This is a genomic window from Clostridioides sp. LIBA-6622 (assembly GCF_056716095.1).
Window position 1 is genome coordinate 43588 of the sequence record NZ_CP196998.1, and the last position, 20706, is coordinate 64293.

A 20706-nucleotide genomic window follows, 5' to 3' on the forward strand; every position below is an offset into this window, starting at 1 on the left:
CTAGACTATTTCTTAGGAAATAACAGCTAAGAGAAAATACATAAATTTAAAAGGTGGGTGCTTATATGAAGGTTTATGATAGTAAAATGTTGAGAAATGTAGCGGTATTAGGACATAGCGGATGTGGAAAAACAAATCTAATCGAAACTATAGCTTACACAGCAAACACTAATAAGATACCTAAATTAACAGACAAGGTAAATATGACTTATAGTATGGGATTAATACCTATAGAGTATAATGATTATAAGTTTAACTTATTGGATACCCCAGGATATTTTGACTTTAGCGGAGACGTTGTATCATCTCTTAGAGCAAGTGATGCAGCAATAATAGTAATAGATGCAACAGCACCTATTCAAGTTGGTACAGAGAAATCATTGGAACTAACTGAGAGTATTCCTAAGATAATGTTTATAAATAAAATAGATAATGAAAAAGCAAGATATAAAGATGCAATAGCAATGTTAAGAGAAAAGTACAACAATAAAATAGTTCCTATGATAAGTCCTATATATAAAGATAAAAACTTTGTAAAGTTACATAATGTATTTGAAAACATAGATGATTTAGAAGGTGAATTCAAGGAACAAGCTATGAGTGTTAAAGAAGCATTAATGGAACTTATAGCAGAAACAGATGACCAAATATTAGATAAATATTTTAATGGTGAAGAATTAACTACAGAAGAAATACAAAAAGGTATTGTTATAGGGATACAAAGAGGTGATATTATACCTGTAATATGTGGTTCAACTATAAATAACATAGGAACAAAAGAAATATTAGATACCATATCAAATTATCTAGAACCTATTTTTACTGAAGAAAGTAAACCATTTAGAGGGTTAGTATTTAAGACTATGGTTGACCCATTTGTTGGTAAAATGTCATATATAAAAATTACTGAAGGTGTACTTTCTAAAGATAAAGATGTCTTTAATATAAATAAAAATGTAAAGGAAAAGATAGCTAATATATATACATTGAAAAATAGTGAATTAGTTGAAGTAGAAAAGGCTAAAGCTGGAGATATAGTAGTTGTAACTAAAATTAATTCTTTAAAAACGGGAAATACTATAGCTATAGATAAAGATGCAGAAGCTTTAGATAATATAGATTTCCCTAAACCACAGATATACTATGCAGTAACTCCTAAGAATAAAGGTGATGAAGAAAAAGTAGCAGCTGTATTAAATAAACTAGTAGAAGAAGACCCTACATTACATTCTTATAGAAATACAGAGACAAAACAAGCCCTTTTAGGAGGACAAGGAGAACTTCACATAAAAACAATTAAAAATAAAATGAAAGATAAATTTGGTGTTGATGTTGAATTAAATGACCTTAAAGTTCCTTATAGAGAAACTATAAAAGGAACAGCAGATGTACAAGGAAAACATAAAAAACAATCAGGTGGCCATGGTCAATATGGAGATGTAAAAATAAGATTTGAAAGATGTGAATCTGATTTTGAATTTACAGAAGAAATATTTGGAGGTTCTGTACCAAAACAATATATACCTGCAGTTGAAAAAGGTCTAAAAGACTCTATGCAAAAAGGTGTATTAGCTGGTTATCCTGTTACAAATATAAAAGCTACACTTTATGATGGTTCATATCATGATGTAGACTCTTCTGAAATGGCCTTTAAAATGGCAGCAAGTGCAGCTTTTAAAAAGGGGATGGAAGAGGCACATCCAATACTACTAGAACCTATAATGAAATTGAAGATAACTGTACCAGAAGAATATATGGGAGATGTTATGGGGGATATAAATAAGAGAAGAGGAAAAATATTTGGAATGGAGCCAGATGATAAAGGTAAACAAATAATATTTGCAGAAGCACCACAGGCAGAGACATTTAAATATGCAATAGATTTAAGAGCAATGACGCAAGGTAGAGGATACTTTGAAATGGAATTAGCAAAATATGGAGAAGTACCATCACAATTTGCAGAAAAAATAATTGGATTAGCTACTTCAAAATAATAAACAAAATAGAATAATAAATAATTAATAGGATACTATTAAAAATATTTTTTATATTTAAACTAGGTATAAGCTTGTTTCAAGTAAGCATATGCCTAGTTTTATATTTTTTTATTATTATTTTTTAGAAATGTTTAATAATAAAAGCGAGAAGGTATATTTAAAATATAGAATATATATAAAAGTATTGAGCCTAAATAATAAGATGCAAGTTTTAATGTCTAGTTATCCTAAGTATAACAAATAAAACCTTAGAACTAATGAAGTCCATAATTTTATATTTAAATTGCTATAAAAAATATAAAATTATGCAATTTAGGGCTTTAAAAATTTAAATAATAGGTGTAAAATAGTAGTCAAAGAAAGTCAAAAATAAAAAGGCGTGTGGTGATATTAATGGCAACTATGACAGATATAATTGAAAAATTTATTAAAGATTTGATGGAAGAGGATAATAGCATACAAATTCAAAGAAATGAACTAGCAAACTTGTTTAGTTGTGCACCATCACAAATAAATTATGTCTTAACAACGAGATTTACAATAGATAAAGGATATTATATTGAAAGTAAAAAAGGTGGCGGAGGATATGTTCAAATAGAAAAAATCCGAAAAAGTAAAGATGGACATATTAGAGAACTTTTAAATGAGAAAATAGGGAATCAAATATCATATAAAAAAGCAAAAGAATTATTGGAAAGTTTAAAAGAGTCAGGTTTAATTAGTGAAAGAGAACTAAAATTAATATTATATGCAATAGATGATAAATCATTATGTATGCCAATATATGAATTAAAAGAGAAGGTAAGGTCTAACATTCTAAAGAATATAATAATAGGGTTATTTAGTATAGAGGAGTGATAGTTTATGCTATGTCAAAAATGTAATAAAAATAAAGCATCTGTATATTATAATAAAATAGTCAATGGAGAAAAGACAGAAATGTACCTATGCAGTGAATGTGCAAAAGAGAATACAGAAATGAATTTTAATTTAGATATGCCTTTTTCAATGATGGATATATTTTCTAAATTGGGATTTCAACCTAAAAAAGAACTTGAAGAGAAGTTAGTTTGTCCAAACTGTAACATGACGTATAGTGAATTTAAGAATAATGGAAGATTTGGATGCAGTGAATGTTATGATGCATTTAGTAGCCAAGTAAATCCTATGCTTCAAAATATACATGGACATATAGAGCACACAGGTAAGGCACCTAAAAAATCTTTTTATAAGATAAGTGTAGAAAATGAGATTAAGGAATTAAAAGAAGATTTAGATAGAGCTATAAAAAATGAGGAGTATGAATTGGCTGCTCAGTTTAGAGATAAAATTAAATACTTAAAAGGTTCTATTGACTAAGATTGGAGTGATATTATGAGAGATAACATAGTCATGAAATCAAGAGTTAGGCTAGCTAGAAACTTAAATAATTATCCTTTTCCAAACAGATTAGATAAAGAAAGTGCTATGGAAATAATAGAAAAAGTAAAAAATGTATTTATGGATTCTAGTTTAGAACAAAAAGAAGAGTTTGATTTCTATAAAATTGAAGATTTAGATGAATCTAAAAAAATGCTTATGGTTGAAGAACATATAATAAGTCCAGATTTAGCAGAAAATGATAAAAGTGCAGTTATAGTAAAGAAAGATAAAACTATAAGCATAATGATAAATGAAGAAGACCATATAAGAATACAAACTATATGTGATGATTTAAATTTAGAATATGCATATAACATAGCAAATGAGATAGATGATTTGTTAGAATCAAGTTTAGAATACGCATTTAGCGCAAAGTTAGGTTATTTAACATCTTGCCCAACTAATACAGGCACAGGAATGAGAGCTTCTGTAATGATGCATTTACCAGCATTAAGTCAACTAGGCTATATGGATGAACTTTATAAAATATCTTCACAAATAGGCATAGCAATAAGAGGTATATATGGAGAACGAACAGAAGCATTAGGAAACATATATCAAATATCCAATCAACTTACACTTGGGAGAACAGAGTCTAATATTATAGAAAATGTAAGTGGTCTTACAAAAGATGCAATTTCAAAAGAAATAAAAGCTAGAGAAATATTGAAAAAAAAATTAGGTATAAAATTAGAAGATAAAATATTTAGGTCAATAGGTACTCTTGAAAATTCAAGAGTAATGAGTAGTTCGGAGGCTATGAGTCACCTATCAAATATAAAAATGGGCATAGAAATGAACTATATAGATAAACTAGATTTAAAAGCTATAGAACAACTTATGATAGGTATACAACCAGCACATCAGTCAATAATGTATAAGAGTGATGATGTTGAGAATAGAGATATAAATAGAGCAACATACATTAGAGAAACTTTGGAGAAATTAAGAGGAGGGATAAATTATGAACTTCAATAGATTTACACAAAGAGCTAAAAAGGCAATTGATTTAGCATTTGAATCTGCTAAAACTCTAGGACATAATATTGTTGGAAGTGAGCATATACTTTTAGGTCTTTTAAGAGAAGAAGAAGGTATAGCCGCGAAAGTTCTAAGTAAAGTTGGATTTACAGAGGCTTATTTAGAGGGCAAAATAATTGATATGGAAGGCAAAGGAGACGGCATTCCAGAGGATATAGTATTAAGCCCAAGAAGTAAACAAATACTTGAACTATCAGGTATGTTTGCAAATAAATTAAAAACAAATTATATTGGCACTGAACATATATTATTATCTATTATTCAAGAAGGTGAAGGAATAGCTAATAAGATTTTAAATTATGCAGGAGTAAATGATAGGACTCTTGCTCAATTAACAATTGATATGATGGGTATTAGTGATAAAAATCAATATAAATCAGAAAATAGTTACACGGGCAACCAAAATCAAGTAGAATCTAAAGTGCTTGATAAGTATGGAAGAAATCTTACACTATATGCAAAGCAGAACAAAATAGACCCAGTAATAGGTAGAGAAAAAGAAATACAAAGGGTAATACAAATATTAAGTAGAAGAACAAAAAACAATCCAGTATTAATAGGAGACCCAGGAGTAGGTAAGACAGCTATAGCTGAAGGTTTAGCAACAAATATAGCTCTAGGAAATGTTCCAGAAACATTAAAAAATAAAACATTATATTCTTTAGAAATGGGCTCATTATTAGCAGGAGCTAAGTATAGAGGAGAATTTGAAGAGAGAATCAAAGAAGTTGTAGATGAAGTTGTTAAAAATGGAAATATAATTTTATTTATAGATGAGATGCATACAATAATAGGAGCTGGGTCTACAGGAGAAGGTTCTATAGATGCATCAAATATATTAAAGCCAGCTTTAGCAAGAGGAGAAATACAAGTTATAGGTGCAACTACAATTGACGAATATAGAAAGCATGTTGAAAAAGATTCCGCACTAGAAAGAAGATTTCAACCAGTTATGGTAGATGAACCAAGTAAAGAAGACTCAATAAAAATATTAGAAGGATTAAGAGATAAATATGAAGCTCATCATAAAGTTAAAATAACTGACAATGCTATAAAGTCAGCTGTAGAATTATCCACTAGATATATATCAGATAGATATCTACCAGATAAAGCTATAGACTTGATTGATGAAGCTGCTTCAAAAGTAAGACTAAAGGAAAATACACCTCCTTCAGAAATAAAAAAATTAGAACTAGAAATAGAAAATATAGACAAAGAAAAAGAAGAAGCTGTAAGATGCCAAGACTTTGAGAAAGCAGCAAAAATAAGAGATGAACAAGGCCTACTTAAAAAACAATTAGAAGATGTAAGAGAAAGATGGAATAAATCATCTAAACACTCTGATTTAGTTGACGGAGAAGTTATTGCTGAAGTAGTTGGTTTATGGACAGGAATACCTGTTAATAAAATTCTTGAAGAAGAAGCTGATAGACTTCTAAGACTTGAAGAAATTTTACACAATAGAGTAATAGGTCAAGAACAAGCAGTAAAATCTATCTCTAAGGCAATCAGAAGGTCAAGAGCAGGTCTTAAAGACCCTAATAGACCAATTGGTTCATTTTTATTTTTAGGTCCTACAGGAGTAGGTAAAACAGAATTATCTAAGGCATTAGCAGAAGTACAGTTTGGAGATGAAAACCAAACAATAAGAATAGACATGTCTGAATATATGGAAAAACATGCTGTATCAAGAATGATAGGTTCACCTCCAGGTTATGTTGGCCATGATGAAGGAGGACAATTAACTGAAAAAGTAAGAAGAAATCCATATTCAGTTATTTTATTTGATGAGATAGAAAAAGCTCATCCAGATGTATTTAATATTCTATTACAAATATTAGATGATGGTAGACTGACTGATTCAAAAGGAAGAACTGTAGATTTTAAAAATACTATTATAATAATGACATCAAATGTTGGTGCATCTACAATTGGCAAACAAAAAACTTTAGGTTTTAGTATAGCTAAAGGAGACGAAGAAGAAAAGTCTCAATATGAAAAAATGAAAGAAAATATAATGGGTGAATTAAAGCAGAGATTCAGACCTGAGTTTTTGAACAGAATAGATGATATAATTGTTTTCCATTCATTAAATGAAAGTCATATATCAAAAATAATACTTTTAATGGTCGCTAAGTTACAAGACAGACTAAAAGAAATGGATATAAAACTAGAAATGAGTGATGAAGCTGTTAAATTAATTTCTAAATCTGGATTTGATTTAGAATATGGAGCAAGACCTCTTAAAAGAGCTTTACAAAAAGAGTTAGAAGATGAATTATCTGAAGCAATATTAAAAGGTGATGTGAAAAAAGGAAGCAGTATAGTAGCAAAAGTAAAGGATGAAAAAATATTTTTTGAAACTAATTAATTTAATAAAGTTGCATTTTAAAATCTTGTAGATACAAGTTTTATAATTTAAACAAAATTTTAAGGGCAATGAATCTATAATAATTCATTGTCCTTAATTATTTTATTTAATCTTTACATATTGTCTTTCACATATGCTAAAATTATAGTATAGAATAATAAATTAAGGATGATAAAAGTATGGCAAAAATAAAAACAAAATATGTATGTCAATCTTGTGGATATGAAACAGCTAAATGGCTTGGAAAATGTCCTGAGTGTACAAAGTGGAATACATTTGTAGAAGAAGTAGACCAAAAAAGCACCAAAAAAGAGGTCTTTATAATAGATAAATCTTCATCTAAACCGGTTAGTATAAACTCAATAGAAAGTAAAGAAGAAGAAAGATTTACAACTGATATAAATGAACTGGATAGAGTACTTGGAGGTGGTATAGTTAAAGGCTCTTTAGTGCTTGTTGGTGGAGACCCTGGTATAGGGAAGTCAACACTTTTAATCCAAGTTTCTAGTAATGTTGCTAATTTGGGAAGAACTGTTTTATATATAACTGGAGAAGAATCAGAATCTCAAATAAAAATGAGAGCTAAAAGATTAGGAATTAACTCAGAAAATTTATATATATTTGCTGAAAATAATTTAAGCATAATTGAATCTTATTTAGAAAGTGTAAATCCAGAATTAATAATTCTAGACTCAATTCAAACAGTCTTTAGTCCAGAAATATCCTCGGCACCAGGAACTGTCAGCCAAATTAAAGAAGGTACTTCAAAATTTATGAAAATTTCTAAGAAAATGGGTATTTCAACATTCATAGTTGGTCATGTTACAAAAGAAGGTTCACTAGCAGGACCAAAATTATTAGAGCATATGGTTGATACTGTTCTATATTTTGAAGGTGAAAGATATAATACTTATAGATTAGTAAGAGCTGTTAAAAATAGATTTGGCTCAACAAACGAACTTGGAGTATTTGAAATGAGAGATTTAGGATTAGTAGAACTTGATAATCCATCTAAAATTTTAATATCTGAAAAACCAAAAGATGTAGCAGGTTCAGTAATAATATCTACTGTAGAAGGTACAAGACCGATGTTACTTGAGTTACAAGCATTAGTTTCGCCTACAAGTTTCGGTATACCTAAGAGGACATCTACAGGGGTAGATTACAATAGAGTAGGTATGTTGTTAGCAGTTTTAGAAAAACGTGTTGGGTTGCAAATACAAAATCAAGATGTCTATATAAATATAGTTGGAGGAATAAAAATAAATGAACCTTCAATTGACTTAGGAATAGCTATTTCTGTAGCATCTAGTTTTAGAAATATACCTATAGATGAAGATATAGCTGTTACAGGAGAAGTGGGTCTTACAGGAGAAGTGAGAGCAGTAAGTTTTATAGAAAAGAGAATATCTGAATGTAAAAAGCTTGGATTTAAAAAGATAGTAGTTCCTAGAAGTAATTATGAGGTTGTAAAAGACACCAAAGGCATAGAAATATGGCCAGTAGATAACTTAAGACAAGCCATAAATATAGTACTTGGGAGGAATCAATAAATATGGAGAATTTTCTAGATAATAAAAATATGCTATATGCATTAAAAATGATATCTCCAGGAACTCCACTTAGGTTAGGTCTAAACAATGTATTAAGAGCTAAGACGGGTGGATTGATTGTAATTGCAACTAATGAAGATGTAATGAAAATAGTAGATGGTGGATTTGCTATAAATGCAGAATATTCACCATCATACTTATATGAACTAGCTAAAATGGATGGGGCTATAGTTTTAAGTGGTGATATAAAGAAAATACTATTTGCTAATGCACAGCTTATACCAGATTATTTTATAGAAACATCAGAAACTGGAACAAGACATAGAACAGCAGAAAGAGTAGCAAAACAGACTGGTGCTATAGTTATAGGAATTTCACAAAGAAGAAATGTTATAACAGTTTATAGAGGAAATGAGAAGTATGTGGTCGAAGATATATCTAAGATATTTACTAAGGCAAATCAGGCAATACAAACTCTAGAAAAATATAAGACAGTATTAGACCAAGCTATAACAAATTTAAATGCTTTAGAGTTTAATGATTTGGTAACTATTTATGATGTTGCATTAGTCATGCAGAAAATGGAAATGGTAATGAGAGTTACAAGTATAATTGAAAAATATGTAATAGAATTGGGTGATGAAGGAACTTTAGTAAGTATGCAATTAGAAGAATTAATGGGTACAACTAGGATAGATCAGAAATTAATATTCAAAGATTATAACAAAGAAAATACAGAAATAAAAGAACTTATGAAAAAAGTTAAAAATTTAAATTCAGAAGAACTAATAGAATTGGTTAATATGGCAAAACTATTAGGGTATAGTGGTTTTTCAGAAAGCATGGATATGCCTATAAAAACAAGAGGCTATAGAATTCTTAGTAAAATACATAGACTACCAACAGCAATAATAGAAAACTTAGTAAATTATTTTGAAAACTTCCAACAAATATTAGATGCGTCTATTGAAGAATTAGATGAAGTTGAAGGAATAGGCGAAATAAGAGCAACATATATAAAAAATGGACTCATAAAAATGAAACAATTAGTATTATTAGATAGACACATATGATGAATTTTAAATGAATTTTACTACTTTTTTCTTGAATATAATATACACTTTGGTCTATAATAGATAAGTATAACTAGGGGGTGAAGCATTGATAAGGAAAGTAACAAGGATATTGTTTATTTTACTTGGATTTACGATAGGTATAACGACCTATTTAACATTAATGAAAGATTTTGAAATATTAACATTTGGGAAAGAAACATATGGTTATATCGCAGCTGTAGTAGCAGGTATAATAATAGCCATTTTAGGATATCTTATAGAACCATGGGTTGTAAATAGAGTAAAAGAAATTGCTAAAATAGTGGATAAAGAATTATCAAAATATCCTCAGACTGATATATTGTTAGGGTCTATGGGTCTTATAGTAGGATTTGTGATTGCGTATTTATTAAGTGGATTAGTAAATAGAATACCAATAGTAGGTGGGATACTATCTTTACTATTATACTTATTCCTAGGATATCTTGGAATGAAAGTTGCGCTTAAAAGTAAAAATGATTTATTTAATATTGGAAAATTAGGAAGATTAGCAAATCCTATTAAAGATAAAGATAAGGATAAAGAAAATAAAAAAGAGATAAAAGCAATTCCTCCAAAAGTATTAGACACAAGTGTAATAATTGATGGAAGGATAGCAGATATCTGTAAAACAGGGTTTATAGAGGGAAAACTTATTATTCCTGCTTTTGTTTTGGAGGAACTGAGACATATTGCAGATTCTTCAGATGATTTAAAAAGAGTAAGAGGTAGAAGAGGTCTGGATATATTAAATATAATTCAGAAAGAATTAAATATAGAAGTTGAAATAAGTGAGAGAGACTTTGATGAAATAGCTGAGGTTGATAGCAAATTACTAAAGCTTGCTCAAGTTTTAAATGGAAAAGTTGTTACAAATGACTATAACTTAAATAAAGTCGCTCAATTCCAAGGTGTTGAAGTATTAAATATAAATGAGTTAGCTAATGCCATAAAACCAGTTGCTATACCAGGTGAAGATATGGTTGTTCAAGTGGTTAAAGAAGGAAAAGAGGCTCAACAAGGTGTTGCATATCTAGATGATGGAACTATGATAGTTGTTGATGGAGGAAGAAAACATATGAATGAGACTATAAAAGTACTTGTGACATCTGTTCTTCAAACTCCTGCAGGTAGAATGATATTTGCAAAACCTAAAAATTAATATATTCAAATAAACCAATAGTTTGGGCTGTTTATTTTAAATAGATGGTCCAAATTTATTTATTTATAACGACAATGTTTAATGTATTCTTAAAGGTGAGGATTTAAATCAGAAAGCAGGGAGAATTTATGAGAAAAAAGATTATATCTTTCTTAGCAACGTTTATCATAATATTAACATCGATGAGTCAATATAGTTTTGCAGATGATATACCGACATATGGAAAAGTAATATTTATAGATATGAATAGAACTAGTATGAGTAATATGTTAAGAATAAAATCATTGAGAGAAGAACTAGATGGTAGAGGCTATATCGGTCTAATGAACATAAGAGGCGATAAAGGTAGCGACGACAGACGGTCATATGCTAGCATGGGTGCTGGTGGAAGAGCTAATGTAGCTAATGAAGAAGATATTAATTTTGAGAGCTCAAGTAAAGATAGGGACATAATTTTTAAATCGTCTACAGGAAAAAGTGCAAAAGGTATAAATAATTTAACTATAAATAAGTCTATAAATGAAAATTTAAACTTTGGTGAGTATGGCTCTGTATTAGGGTCGTTAGGTCAAAGTTTATCAGATAATGGGCTAAAAACATCTGTGTTGGGAAATGCAGATATAATTGAAAATGGTCAGCTTATAAAAAATAGAAACTTGTGCCTAGTTGCGATGGATGAGTATGGGAGAATTCCTAATGGAAATGTGGATAATATAAATAAAAAAGATTTATCTATGCCTTATGGAATATCAACTGATTATAATAAATTGATTACAGAGACTAAAGAAGCTTACAAAAATAATGATGTAGTTTTTGTAGAGCTTGGAGATACATATAGATTAGATTTATATAAACCAAATTTAACCGAAGAAACATATGGGAACATGAAAAATAACATAGAAAAAAATATAGATGTATACTTAAAAAATATATTTTCTATGGTTGGAGAAAATGACACTGTTTATATATCAAGTGCATTTCCAAGTGATTTAGATTATAAAAATAAAAGAAGGCTTTCTCCAATAATAAAATTAAAGGGTAATGGAAAAGGGATGCTATCATCTTCAACTACTAGAAGAGAAGGTATTGTTACTAATCTAGATGTTGGAGCTGAGATATTAAATAACTTTGATATAAAAAATCAAAATATGGTTGGAAAGAAGTATGAACTTATTAACAGAGATGATAATAAAGAGTATCTGATGGATGAATACCAAAAGATAGTATCTGTTTCAAGCATAAGGTCTACAATACTTAATGGATTTGTAAGTATAGTATTTTTGTCATGGATAGTTGCTATGATTCTAATTCTATTTAGAAAGCATATATCGAAAAATCACAAAGAAACAATATTTTTTATATTAAAAGAATTTCTAAAAATAGGAATAGTAATGCCATTATCATTTATGATAACTCCAATAATGAATTTTAAAACACCAGTAGCAATATCTTTAGGAATAATTATAATAACACTTACTATATACTTAATAAGCAAAGTTCTGATAAAGAATGATTTAAAAAATATGTTATTCTTTACAGGTTTAACTATATTGATTATGGTTATTGATTCTGCATTTGGTTCATATTTAATGAAAAGTAATGTAATGAGTTATGATTGTATAATTGGGGCTAGATACTACGGAGTAGGAAATGAATATCAAGGAGTGGCAATAGGTAGTGCAATATTTACATTTGCGATTTTGCTTACATATAAAAAGATACCAAAGTGGTCTGTAATAGTATTTTCTTTAGTTATCTTAATTACGAGTGCATCTCCAACTATGGGTGCAAATGTTGGAACTGCTATTTCTGAATGTGTTACATTTTTACTATTTATACTATTGATATATAATGTAAAAATAGATTTTAAAAAAATTGTATTATTAGGTGTAGCAGTATTGCTTGTTTTAGGTGCCTTTGTAGCTATAGATATGATTTCAGGAAGTAACTCACATTTAGGTATGTTTGTAAAAGAAGTTTACTTTAATGGACCAGGAGAAATAATACAAACATTTGGCAGAAAGATAGAGATGAACTTGAAGCTAGCTCAAACCAGTGCATGGGTAAATATACTACTAACTGGGATAGGAGTTATCTTAGTTCTTATGATTAATCAGATTAGATATTTTAAACAATTAATTGATGAATATCCAATTGTATTTAAAGGTTTTATAGCATCAATAGCAGGATGTTTTGTAACTCTTTTAGTAAATGATTCTGGAATTGTGTCATCAGCTACAGCTTTTATTTATGTAATTGTGGCTATGATTATATTGAGTATAAATTTGATAGTATTAAAAGAATAAGCTACATATAGGCTCTATTTGAATATTGATAATATGTTAATTTGAATTTATTTTGACTAAATAACTTTAAAGAAGAATTTTTATAAAAATTAATTATTACAAAACAATCCCAAGTCTATTTTGACTTGGGATTGTTATATAATAATTTAAATTTTATCTTGTTTCAGTATAATTTGAAATGATGTACCTTCTCCCAGTGTACTTGAAACGGAAATATTTCCTCCATGTGCATCAATAATCTGCTTGACAATAAACAATCCTAGTCCCCTATTTTGTTCATCATGATTTTTGCTACTATAATATTTGTCAAAAATATCATTTGCTTTCTTTGTGTTTATCCCAACACCATTATCAGTAGTATTAATGCAAATTTCTTTAAAGTTTTGATTTAAACAAATATCTATTGCTGTTCCAGCAGGATTATGTTCAACACAATTCATTAAAAGGTTGTAAAGGGCTCTATACATTAGTGCTTTGTCTATGACTAAATGTAAATGTTCTAAATCTGTATGAAATCCAAAGATATACTTTTCAGATTTAGGATTATTGGCTACATCAGCAATAAGATTTTGAAGAAAGGAAACTATTTCAACCTGTGTATATTTAAGCTGTATTTTTCCAGAAGAATCTACAAAAAATGTGAGACTTAAATTGTCTATTAATTTCTCAATATATACTCCCTTTTTATATATATTATCTAAAAATACCATACTCTCTTCTTCACTAAAACTGTGGTTGGTATTAAGCATTAGAGATGAATATCCTGTGATGTATGATAATGGCGTTTTTAAGTCATGTGACACACCAGCAAGCCAATCAGTTTTTGCAACTTCAAGTTTTTCTCGTTCAATCTCAGTTTCTTGAAGTTTATTGCCTAAAGCTTTTATATTTACAATAACTTCTTTATACATAAAATAGTACCATTTTAGTTTACCATCTTTGGTAAAAGCTTTTTTTGCTATTATATAATTTCCTTTAGACAAATTACTTATTGAACTAATTATCAAGTAAAGTGGTCGAACAAGAAATAAGCAAAAAAGCATACCTCCTGTAATAAAGCAAAAAGAAATTATAAGTATGCTTGGAAAATATCCAATAGACGAGTCAGCTACATATAAAAATTTATGTGATTTTTCAGGAGATATTAATTGATTAAGCAATATGAATAATGTAACGAAATATACTAGAAATATAAAGAGACCTGTTGTAAAGTAAGCAATGAAGCGAAAGTATAATTTTTTCAATATATCAGCTCCCATCTGGTGGTATGAATTTATATCCAATTCCACGGAGATTTATAATAATCTTGTATGGCTTATTATCATCTAATATCTTTTTCCTAAGTTTTGATATATGTATTGTAACAGTCTTTTCATCTCCATATCCTGCTAATCCCCAAATCGTATCGTACAGATGTGATGTAGTAAAGACCTTGTTAGGATTTTGGCAAAAAAATTCCATTAGCTCGAGTTCTTTGGCTGTACATTCTACGTTGTGACTATTTACAGTAAGTACTGCACAAGTCATATCAAGAACAATATAGCCATAGTTGTAAATCATAGAATTCTCTGAAGGAGTGTGTAATACTGAACGTTCAAGTTGCTGACGTCTAAAAATAGCCTTGATTCTGGCAACAAGTTCCATTGTATTAAAAGGTTTTGTTATATAATCATCACCACCAATAGCAAGTCCTGATAACTTATCGTAATCACCAGTTTTGGCTGTCAGAAATATGATAGGGGTTATAGTTTTCCTGCGTATTTTCGTACATAGGTCAAATCCACAATAATCTGGTAGCATTACATCAAGAATGATGAGGTCATATTGACTGTCTTCAATACACTCAAGAGCTTTGCTTCCTGTTGATACACAAGTAATATTATTATAGTGTTCTTTATTTAAGGTTATTTTCACTAGTGTTAAAAGCCCTTCTTCATCATCAACAATAAGTATCCTCTCAGGGTTTTCTAATTTGTCATCCATAATATTTCATCTCCCAGTATACAAAAATAGTATCATCATAATACCATACATACAAAGTGTAAGCAATAAATTATTATTTTGTTTTTATCTTCAGTTTACTTTTATTTTATTTTCATACTGTATCTTATAGATAATAATAAAGATAAAAATAAAAATAGGAGGTAAAAAATGATAAAGTCACTAAAATCAAGAGGAATAAGTGTTCTTTTATGCGGAGCTTTGATTGTTGGCGTAATGGCAGGATGTACATCTCAGACTACATCAACGAAAAGTTCAACATCTAAGTCAACACCCAAAACAATGGAAAAGGTTACTCGTGTAAGTTCTGAAAAGCAGTTGAAGAAAGTCAAAGAAAAGTATGAGAACAATCCAAATGATAAGGCCTTAGCATTAAAATATGCTCAAAACTTATTTGAGTTGGGGGACTTTACAGAACTACAAGAAGTATTAAAGCCTTTTTTAAATGGAGAGAAACCTTTACCAGATGCTATTTACCTTTCAGCACAAATAGAATATATGAATGGTAATTATACACAAGCGGAAAAGCTATATAGTACTCTTGTGGAGAAATATCCAGACAAATTTAAAGAAAAGGCAGAAGCGGGCTTATCAATGACCTATTATCAAACAAATCAATATCATAAAGCAAAATAGTTATCTATTGGAAAAGAAAATGCAAGTAGCTTTTTGAATAACATGATGAAAGATTTTGGTGATAGGCAACCTAACCAAATTGAATGGAATGGAAAAAATGAAAGTATTATCCCATTTCTTACAACTGACCCTCTACCTGTTGTGCCTGTAGAGATAAATGGAAAAAGAATGAACGCTTTTATTGATACTGGTGCGCCTACATTTGTTCTTGACAAAAAATTTGCAAAAGAACTTGGAATTAAGCCAGTTTCAAATGCAGATGGGAATTTTGCTGGAGGTGGTACTTCTGAGATTGGCTTTAGTAGAGCGGACTCATTTAAAGTAGGAGATATAAATATGAAAAATATCCCTGTAATGATAGGAGAGCTTGGTGGACTTGCGGAACTATTTAAAAATACAGGATTAGATGTTCGTGCTGTTCTTGGCACAAATGTATTAAAACAATTTGTACCAACAATGGATTATCCAAATGGTGAGCTAGTACTGAAACCACGAAGCGAAATAGTAAGTAATGAAATAGTTGTAACAGATGAAGATGCCAAAGAAGGTAAAGGTGAAATAATACAACAAATTCCATTTACACTTTCTTCTACTCATTATATGTTTGGTAAAGGCTCAATCAATAATAAAAATAATCTTAACTTTTTTATGGATTCAGGGTTTAATGGTGGAAAAGGTGCTGGAATTATGTTGCCTAAACAAACAATAGATTTATTAGGTATTACTATGCCGAAACTAAGACCAGCTACTACAGAGGAAGGCGGAATGACAGGAAATGATTTTGAAGTAGCACAATTTGATATTTCATCATATGGGCTAGGTAATGTGCAACAGAAAAAAGGCATTGGACATTTTGCGACAGGACAAGAAGGAATGTATCAAGCACATGGATTTTTCCAAGATGCTTTAATAAGCCATAATTATCTGAAGAATTACAAATGGACAATTGACTTTGATTCAATGAACATGACATTTAATGAGGAGAAGAATATATAATCTAAATTGAGAAGAAGAAATATTTTTTTTATTTTACTTTTGCTTTACTTTTATTTTACTTTCATATTGTATTTTATAGATAAGAACAAAAATAGGAGGTAAAAAATGATAAAACCACTGAAATCAAGAGGAATAAGTGTTCTATTATGTGGAGCTTTGATTGTTGGTGTAATGACAGGATGTACATCTCAGGCTACTTCATCAAAAAGCTCAATACCTAAGTCAACAACTAAAACAACAGAAAAAGTTACTCGTGCAAGTTGTGAAAAACGACTAACAGAAGTCAAAGACAAGTATGAGAAAAATCCAAATAATGAAGCTCTAAGACTAGAATATGCCCAGATACTATTTAAATTAGGTGACATTACAGAAGCACAAGAGATGCTGAGTCCCTTGATGAATTCGAAAAAGCCTTCTCCAGATGTTATTTACCTTTCTGCACGAATAGAATATCTAAATGGTAATTATGAACAGGCTGAAAAACTATATAATACTCTTATAGAGCAATATCCTGATAAATTCAAAGCAAAGGCTGAAAAAGAATTGACACTAACATATTATCAAACAAATCAATATCAAAAAGCTGAAAGATTATCCGAAGCATCAGAAGATAAAAACAATAGTATAAATAGTGTATTGGAAATGATGAAAGCTTTTAAGGATAAACAACCAAATCAAATTGACTGGAAGGGAAAAAGTGAAACAGTGATTCCTTTTATCACAACCGACCCTCTGCCAGTTGTGCCAGTAGAGATAAATGGAAAAAGAATAAATGCTATTATTGATACTGGTGGTCCAATGTTTACTATTGATCAGAAACTTGTAAAAGAACTTGGTATAAAAATAGCCTCAAAAAACGAAAATGAATTTGCTGGAGGTAATTCTGTTGAAACTGGTTTTGGTCAAGCTGATTCACTTACTATAGGAGATGTAAATATTAAAAATGTACCTGTAATGTTAGGGCCATTTGATGGGTTTGAAGAGGTATTTAAGGATTATGAAAATATTCATGGTATTATTGGTACAGGTGTATTGAAGGAATTTGTACCTACGATGGATTACCATAGTGGTCAATTAATATTAAGACCTCGAAATGAAGTAGGTAGAGAGAATCTTAATAAAATGCTTGCAGATGACAAAACATTGGAAGAAATTCCATTTACACTTGCAGCCACTCACTTTTTGTATGGAAAAGGCTCAGTCAATCAGAAAAGTGGACTTAACTACTTCCTTGATTCAGGACTTGCTGACGAAAAAGGTGCTGGAATTATATTACCTAAAGAAACTATAGATTCTTTGAAGATTCCTATGCCAGAGCTAAAGAAAGCTCATGAAGGACAAGGTGGAATGGGAGGAAGTGATTTTAAGGAAGCACATTTTGATGTTTCATCATATGGACTGGGTAATTTAAAACTAAAAAATGGTCTTGGATATTATTTTACAGGTGGACTGTGGGATTATGATGAGGAACTTGGATTTGTTCATGATGGATTGATAAGCCATAATTATTTTAAGAATTATAAATGGTCAATTGATTTCGATTCTATGAAGATGACATTTAGTAAGTAGAAATAGCATATAAAATAAAGTTTGATGATACTATTTTCTATTATGAGAATTACTATTTGAATACACATATATTTAAATATTCCTTATAGCTTTGAAAAATAAGATAATAAGGGATATAATAAAGCCTTATTTTTTTTAACAACACAGTTATACAAAGGATGTATAGCTGTGTTGTTTTACTTTAATTTTACTTTCATGATATATCTTGTTAGTAAGAACAAAATAACGATAGAATACAGGAGGAAAAAATTATGAAAGACAGGCTCATGAACTTAAAGAAAAATATGATAAAAAATAAGTGATGAAGCTCTTGGATTAGATTATGCTCAAGTATTATTTACCTTTCTGCACGATTAGAATATATGAATGGAAATTATATACGGACTGAAAGACTATATAATACGAACTAAGTGGTGATGTTTCAACTGTTTATGGACATGGTGGTACAAGAAAAGTATCACTGTTTTTTTTGTTATGCAAAAAAACAGTTGACTTTTTATATGAACCCCTTCTATAATGTTACTGAAATTAAGTAAAATGATTGAACAAATGTAAAGATAATTGAAAAAGCTTGATTTTGGAGGAAAGCAAATGAAAAAAATTGGAGACCTGAGGTTAATGATGAAGTGTTGTTCACTTTATTATGAAGATAATTTAAATCAACAAGAAATAGCAAATCAATTGGGAATATCAAGACCAACAATATCAAGAATATTAAAAGAAGCTTTTGAACAAGGAATAGTAAAAATACAGATAGTTGATGTTTTGAAAAATGACTACCAAAAAATAGAGAGAAGTTTAGAAAGAAAATACAAATTGAAAGAAGTAATAGTAGTAGATGATAAACAGGATTCGCTAACTCAAAAACAAGAATTAGCAAGAGCTGTATCTGAATATCTAACTAGAGTAGTAAAGGAAAATGATATAATAGGGGTTTCAATAGGAACTACACTAAAAGAAATACCAAGATATGTAGAAAAAAATAACTGCAAAAATGTTACATTTATACCTCTATTAGGTGGAATTGGAGATAACGAAATAGATATTCATGCAAATCAAATAGCAGTAAGTTTAGCAAGAGCTTTTGGAGGGGATTTTAAATTATTACATGCCCCAGCTGTTATGTCTGATTTGTCTACAAAAGAAAAACTTTGTAAAGATGAAAAAATTAAAGAAGTACTAGATTTAATAGATAAAACGACAATAGCAATTGTAGGTATAGGAAATCCTATGAGCTTAAACTCAACAATAATGGCTTCTGGATATATGCATGAAGAAGATATAGAAGATTTGAAAAAATACAATTCAATAGGTGCAATTTGTTTGCAAGCTTTTGATAAAGAAGGAAAAACTTCTATACTTGAATTTAATCAAAGAGTACTAGGAGTAAAGCTAGAAGATTTAAAAAAGATAAAAAGGACTATAGGTGTAGCTTCAGGAGATGAAAAAATAGAATCAATAAAGGCATCATTAAAGGCAAAGTTTATAAATAGTTTGGCAATTAATCACAGCTTAGCACTTAAATTATTAGAAGATTGTGACTAATATAATAATAGATAAAAGTTAATAGGAGGGAATGTATATGTCAATATCAAAGGAAACATTGCTTGAAATGTATAAAAGAATGAATCAGGCTAGAAAATTTGAAGAAAAGGTTAGTTGGTTTTTTGCAAGAGGTATGGTACATGGAACAACTCATTTATCTGTAGGTCAGGAAGCTTCAAGTGTAGCAGCTGTAATGGCATTAGAAAAAGGAGATTTAGTATCATTAACTCATAGAGGACATAGCCAATTTATAGGTATGGGAATAGACCTAAACAAAATGATGGCTGAGCTTATGGGTAAAGAAACTGGATTTTGTAAGGGAAAAGGGGGCTCAATGCATATAGCAGATATTGAGTCAGGTAATTTAGGAGCAAATGGAGTTGTAGGTGGAGGTCTTACAATAGCTCCAGGAGCTGCACTTACACAACAATATAAAAAAACAGGCAAAATAGTCTTATGTAGTTTTGGTGATGGAGCATCAAATGAAGGTACTTTTCATGAAGGGATAAACTTATCTTCAATATGGAAGTTGCCAATAATATTCTACTGTGAGAACAACTTATACGGGATGTCAACAAGTATAAAACGCCATATGAATATAGAAAGTATTGCCACTAGAGCCGCTTCTTATGGAATAGAGGGAATATCAATAGATGGATATAATCCAATAGAAGTATATGAGACAGTACAAAAAGCTGCTGAGAAATGTAGAAGAGGAGAAGGTCCTGTATTGATTGAAAGTAGAACTTATAGATGGTTAGGTCACTCAAAATCAGATGCAAATGTATACAGAACGAAAGAAGAAATAGAATCATGGAAAGCAAAGGACCCTATTGAATTTTTAAGAAATTATCTTATCGAAAATAATATCTCTAATGAAAATGAATTAGATAAAATTCAAGAGCTTGCAAAACAATCAATAGAAGAGGCAGTGGAATTTGCTCAAAATAGTCCAAATCCAAAGATAGAGTCTTTATTAGAGGATGTATATGCAGACTAAAAATGGTAAAGGA

General features: G+C 29.7%; 16 protein-coding genes. 14 read left to right on the forward strand and 2 right to left on the reverse strand.

Annotated elements, in window-relative coordinates; translation table 11 throughout:
- Window positions 1-65 precede the first annotated feature (65 nt).
- From ACTG47_RS00405 to ACTG47_RS00445, 9 genes are all read left to right on the forward strand, one after another.
- Window positions 66-1994 (forward strand): elongation factor G, encoded by a 1929-nt coding sequence (locus ACTG47_RS00405; RefSeq protein ID WP_169469802.1) that lies wholly within the window; start codon window positions 66-68, stop codon window positions 1992-1994.
- Between the two features lie 396 nt (window positions 1995-2390).
- On the forward strand, window positions 2391-2855 hold the full coding sequence (locus ACTG47_RS00410; protein ID WP_054268642.1) for a CtsR family transcriptional regulator: 465 nt from the start codon (window positions 2391-2393) through the stop codon (window positions 2853-2855).
- Window positions 2856-2861: 6 nt separating this feature from the next.
- Window positions 2862-3356: a UvrB/UvrC motif-containing protein gene (locus ACTG47_RS00415; protein WP_479925760.1), complete on the forward strand. Its 495-nt coding sequence runs from the start codon at window positions 2862-2864 to the stop codon at window positions 3354-3356.
- 15 nt (window positions 3357-3371) lie between these two features.
- Window positions 3372-4397: a protein arginine kinase gene (locus ACTG47_RS00420; protein ID WP_479925761.1), complete on the forward strand. Its 1026-nt coding sequence runs from the start codon at window positions 3372-3374 to the stop codon at window positions 4395-4397.
- A complete protein-coding gene (locus tag ACTG47_RS00425; protein WP_479925762.1) occupies window positions 4384-6831 on the forward strand; it encodes an ATP-dependent Clp protease ATP-binding subunit in 2448 nt (815 codons plus the stop codon). The genes ACTG47_RS00420 and ACTG47_RS00425 overlap by 14 nt, the downstream gene beginning before the upstream one ends.
- 179 nt (window positions 6832-7010) lie before the next feature.
- A complete protein-coding gene (radA, locus tag ACTG47_RS00430; RefSeq protein WP_169469798.1) occupies window positions 7011-8384 on the forward strand; it encodes a DNA repair protein RadA in 1374 nt (457 codons plus the stop codon).
- A 2-nt stretch (window positions 8385-8386) separates the two neighbouring features.
- Entirely contained in the window at window positions 8387-9457 is a 1071-nt protein-coding gene (gene disA, locus ACTG47_RS00435; RefSeq protein WP_054268646.1) for a DNA integrity scanning diadenylate cyclase DisA, read from the forward strand.
- Between the two features lie 88 nt (window positions 9458-9545).
- Window positions 9546-10640: a PIN/TRAM domain-containing protein gene (locus ACTG47_RS00440; RefSeq protein ID WP_169469797.1), complete on the forward strand. Its 1095-nt coding sequence runs from the start codon at window positions 9546-9548 to the stop codon at window positions 10638-10640.
- 128 nt (window positions 10641-10768) lie between these two features.
- Window positions 10769-12946 (forward strand): hypothetical protein, encoded by a 2178-nt coding sequence (locus tag ACTG47_RS00445; RefSeq protein WP_479925763.1) that lies wholly within the window; start codon window positions 10769-10771, stop codon window positions 12944-12946.
- A 146-nt stretch (window positions 12947-13092) separates the two neighbouring features.
- Here ACTG47_RS00445 and ACTG47_RS00450 read toward each other — a convergent pair whose 3' ends face one another.
- Both ACTG47_RS00450 and ACTG47_RS00455 read right to left on the reverse strand, forming a co-directional pair.
- Window positions 13093-14190, reverse strand: a complete 1098-nt coding sequence (locus ACTG47_RS00450) for a sensor histidine kinase (protein WP_479925764.1) — start codon at window positions 14188-14190, stop codon at window positions 13093-13095.
- Between the two features lie 4 nt (window positions 14191-14194).
- Entirely contained in the window at window positions 14195-14929 is a 735-nt protein-coding gene (locus tag ACTG47_RS00455) for a response regulator transcription factor (RefSeq protein WP_479925765.1), read from the reverse strand.
- A gap of 168 nt (window positions 14930-15097) precedes the next feature.
- Here ACTG47_RS00455 and ACTG47_RS00460 point away from each other — a divergent pair, with 168 nt between their 5' ends.
- From ACTG47_RS00460 to ACTG47_RS00480, 5 genes are all read left to right on the forward strand, one after another.
- Window positions 15098-15583: a tetratricopeptide repeat protein gene (locus ACTG47_RS00460; protein WP_479925766.1), complete on the forward strand. Its 486-nt coding sequence runs from the start codon at window positions 15098-15100 to the stop codon at window positions 15581-15583.
- Window positions 15584-15625: 42 nt separating this feature from the next.
- Complete coding sequence (locus ACTG47_RS00465) at window positions 15626-16579, forward strand: retropepsin-like aspartic protease (protein ID WP_479925767.1); 954 nt, start codon at window positions 15626-15628, stop codon at window positions 16577-16579.
- Between the two features lie 105 nt (window positions 16580-16684).
- Window positions 16685-18148, forward strand: coding sequence for an aspartyl protease family protein (locus ACTG47_RS00470; RefSeq protein WP_479925768.1), 1464 nt, complete (start codon window positions 16685-16687; stop codon window positions 18146-18148).
- Window positions 18149-18739: 591 nt separating this feature from the next.
- Complete coding sequence (locus ACTG47_RS00475) at window positions 18740-19693, forward strand: sugar-binding transcriptional regulator (RefSeq protein ID WP_479925769.1); 954 nt, start codon at window positions 18740-18742, stop codon at window positions 19691-19693.
- A gap of 37 nt (window positions 19694-19730) precedes the next feature.
- A complete protein-coding gene (locus ACTG47_RS00480; protein ID WP_479925770.1) occupies window positions 19731-20693 on the forward strand; it encodes a thiamine pyrophosphate-dependent dehydrogenase E1 component subunit alpha in 963 nt (320 codons plus the stop codon).
- Window positions 20694-20706: the final 13 nt, after the last annotated feature.

What these genes read in the sequence shown, in the direction of transcription:
- ACTG47_RS00405 (WP_169469802.1), top strand. Translation starts at nt 66, where the DNA reads ATGAAGGTTTATGATAGTAAAATGTTGAGAAATGTAGCGGTATTAGGA.
- ACTG47_RS00410 (WP_054268642.1), top strand. Translation starts at nt 2,391, where the DNA reads ATGGCAACTATGACAGATATAATTGAAAAATTTATTAAAGATTTGATG.
- ACTG47_RS00415 (WP_479925760.1), top strand. Translation starts at nt 2,862, where the DNA reads ATGCTATGTCAAAAATGTAATAAAAATAAAGCATCTGTATATTATAAT.
- ACTG47_RS00420 (WP_479925761.1), top strand. Translation starts at nt 3,372, where the DNA reads ATGAGAGATAACATAGTCATGAAATCAAGAGTTAGGCTAGCTAGAAAC.
- ACTG47_RS00425 (WP_479925762.1), top strand. Translation starts at nt 4,384, where the DNA reads ATGAACTTCAATAGATTTACACAAAGAGCTAAAAAGGCAATTGATTTA.
- radA (WP_169469798.1), top strand. Translation starts at nt 7,011, where the DNA reads ATGGCAAAAATAAAAACAAAATATGTATGTCAATCTTGTGGATATGAA.
- disA (WP_054268646.1), top strand. Translation starts at nt 8,387, where the DNA reads ATGGAGAATTTTCTAGATAATAAAAATATGCTATATGCATTAAAAATG.
- ACTG47_RS00445 (WP_479925763.1), top strand. Translation starts at nt 10,769, where the DNA reads ATGAGAAAAAAGATTATATCTTTCTTAGCAACGTTTATCATAATATTA.
- ACTG47_RS00455 (WP_479925765.1), bottom strand. Translation starts at nt 14,929, where the DNA reads ATGGATGACAAATTAGAAAACCCTGAGAGGATACTTATTGTTGATGAT.
- ACTG47_RS00460 (WP_479925766.1), top strand. Translation starts at nt 15,098, where the DNA reads ATGATAAAGTCACTAAAATCAAGAGGAATAAGTGTTCTTTTATGCGGA.
- ACTG47_RS00465 (WP_479925767.1), top strand. Translation starts at nt 15,626, where the DNA reads ATGATGAAAGATTTTGGTGATAGGCAACCTAACCAAATTGAATGGAAT.
- ACTG47_RS00470 (WP_479925768.1), top strand. Translation starts at nt 16,685, where the DNA reads ATGATAAAACCACTGAAATCAAGAGGAATAAGTGTTCTATTATGTGGA.
- ACTG47_RS00475 (WP_479925769.1), top strand. Translation starts at nt 18,740, where the DNA reads ATGAAAAAAATTGGAGACCTGAGGTTAATGATGAAGTGTTGTTCACTT.
- ACTG47_RS00480 (WP_479925770.1), top strand. Translation starts at nt 19,731, where the DNA reads ATGTCAATATCAAAGGAAACATTGCTTGAAATGTATAAAAGAATGAAT.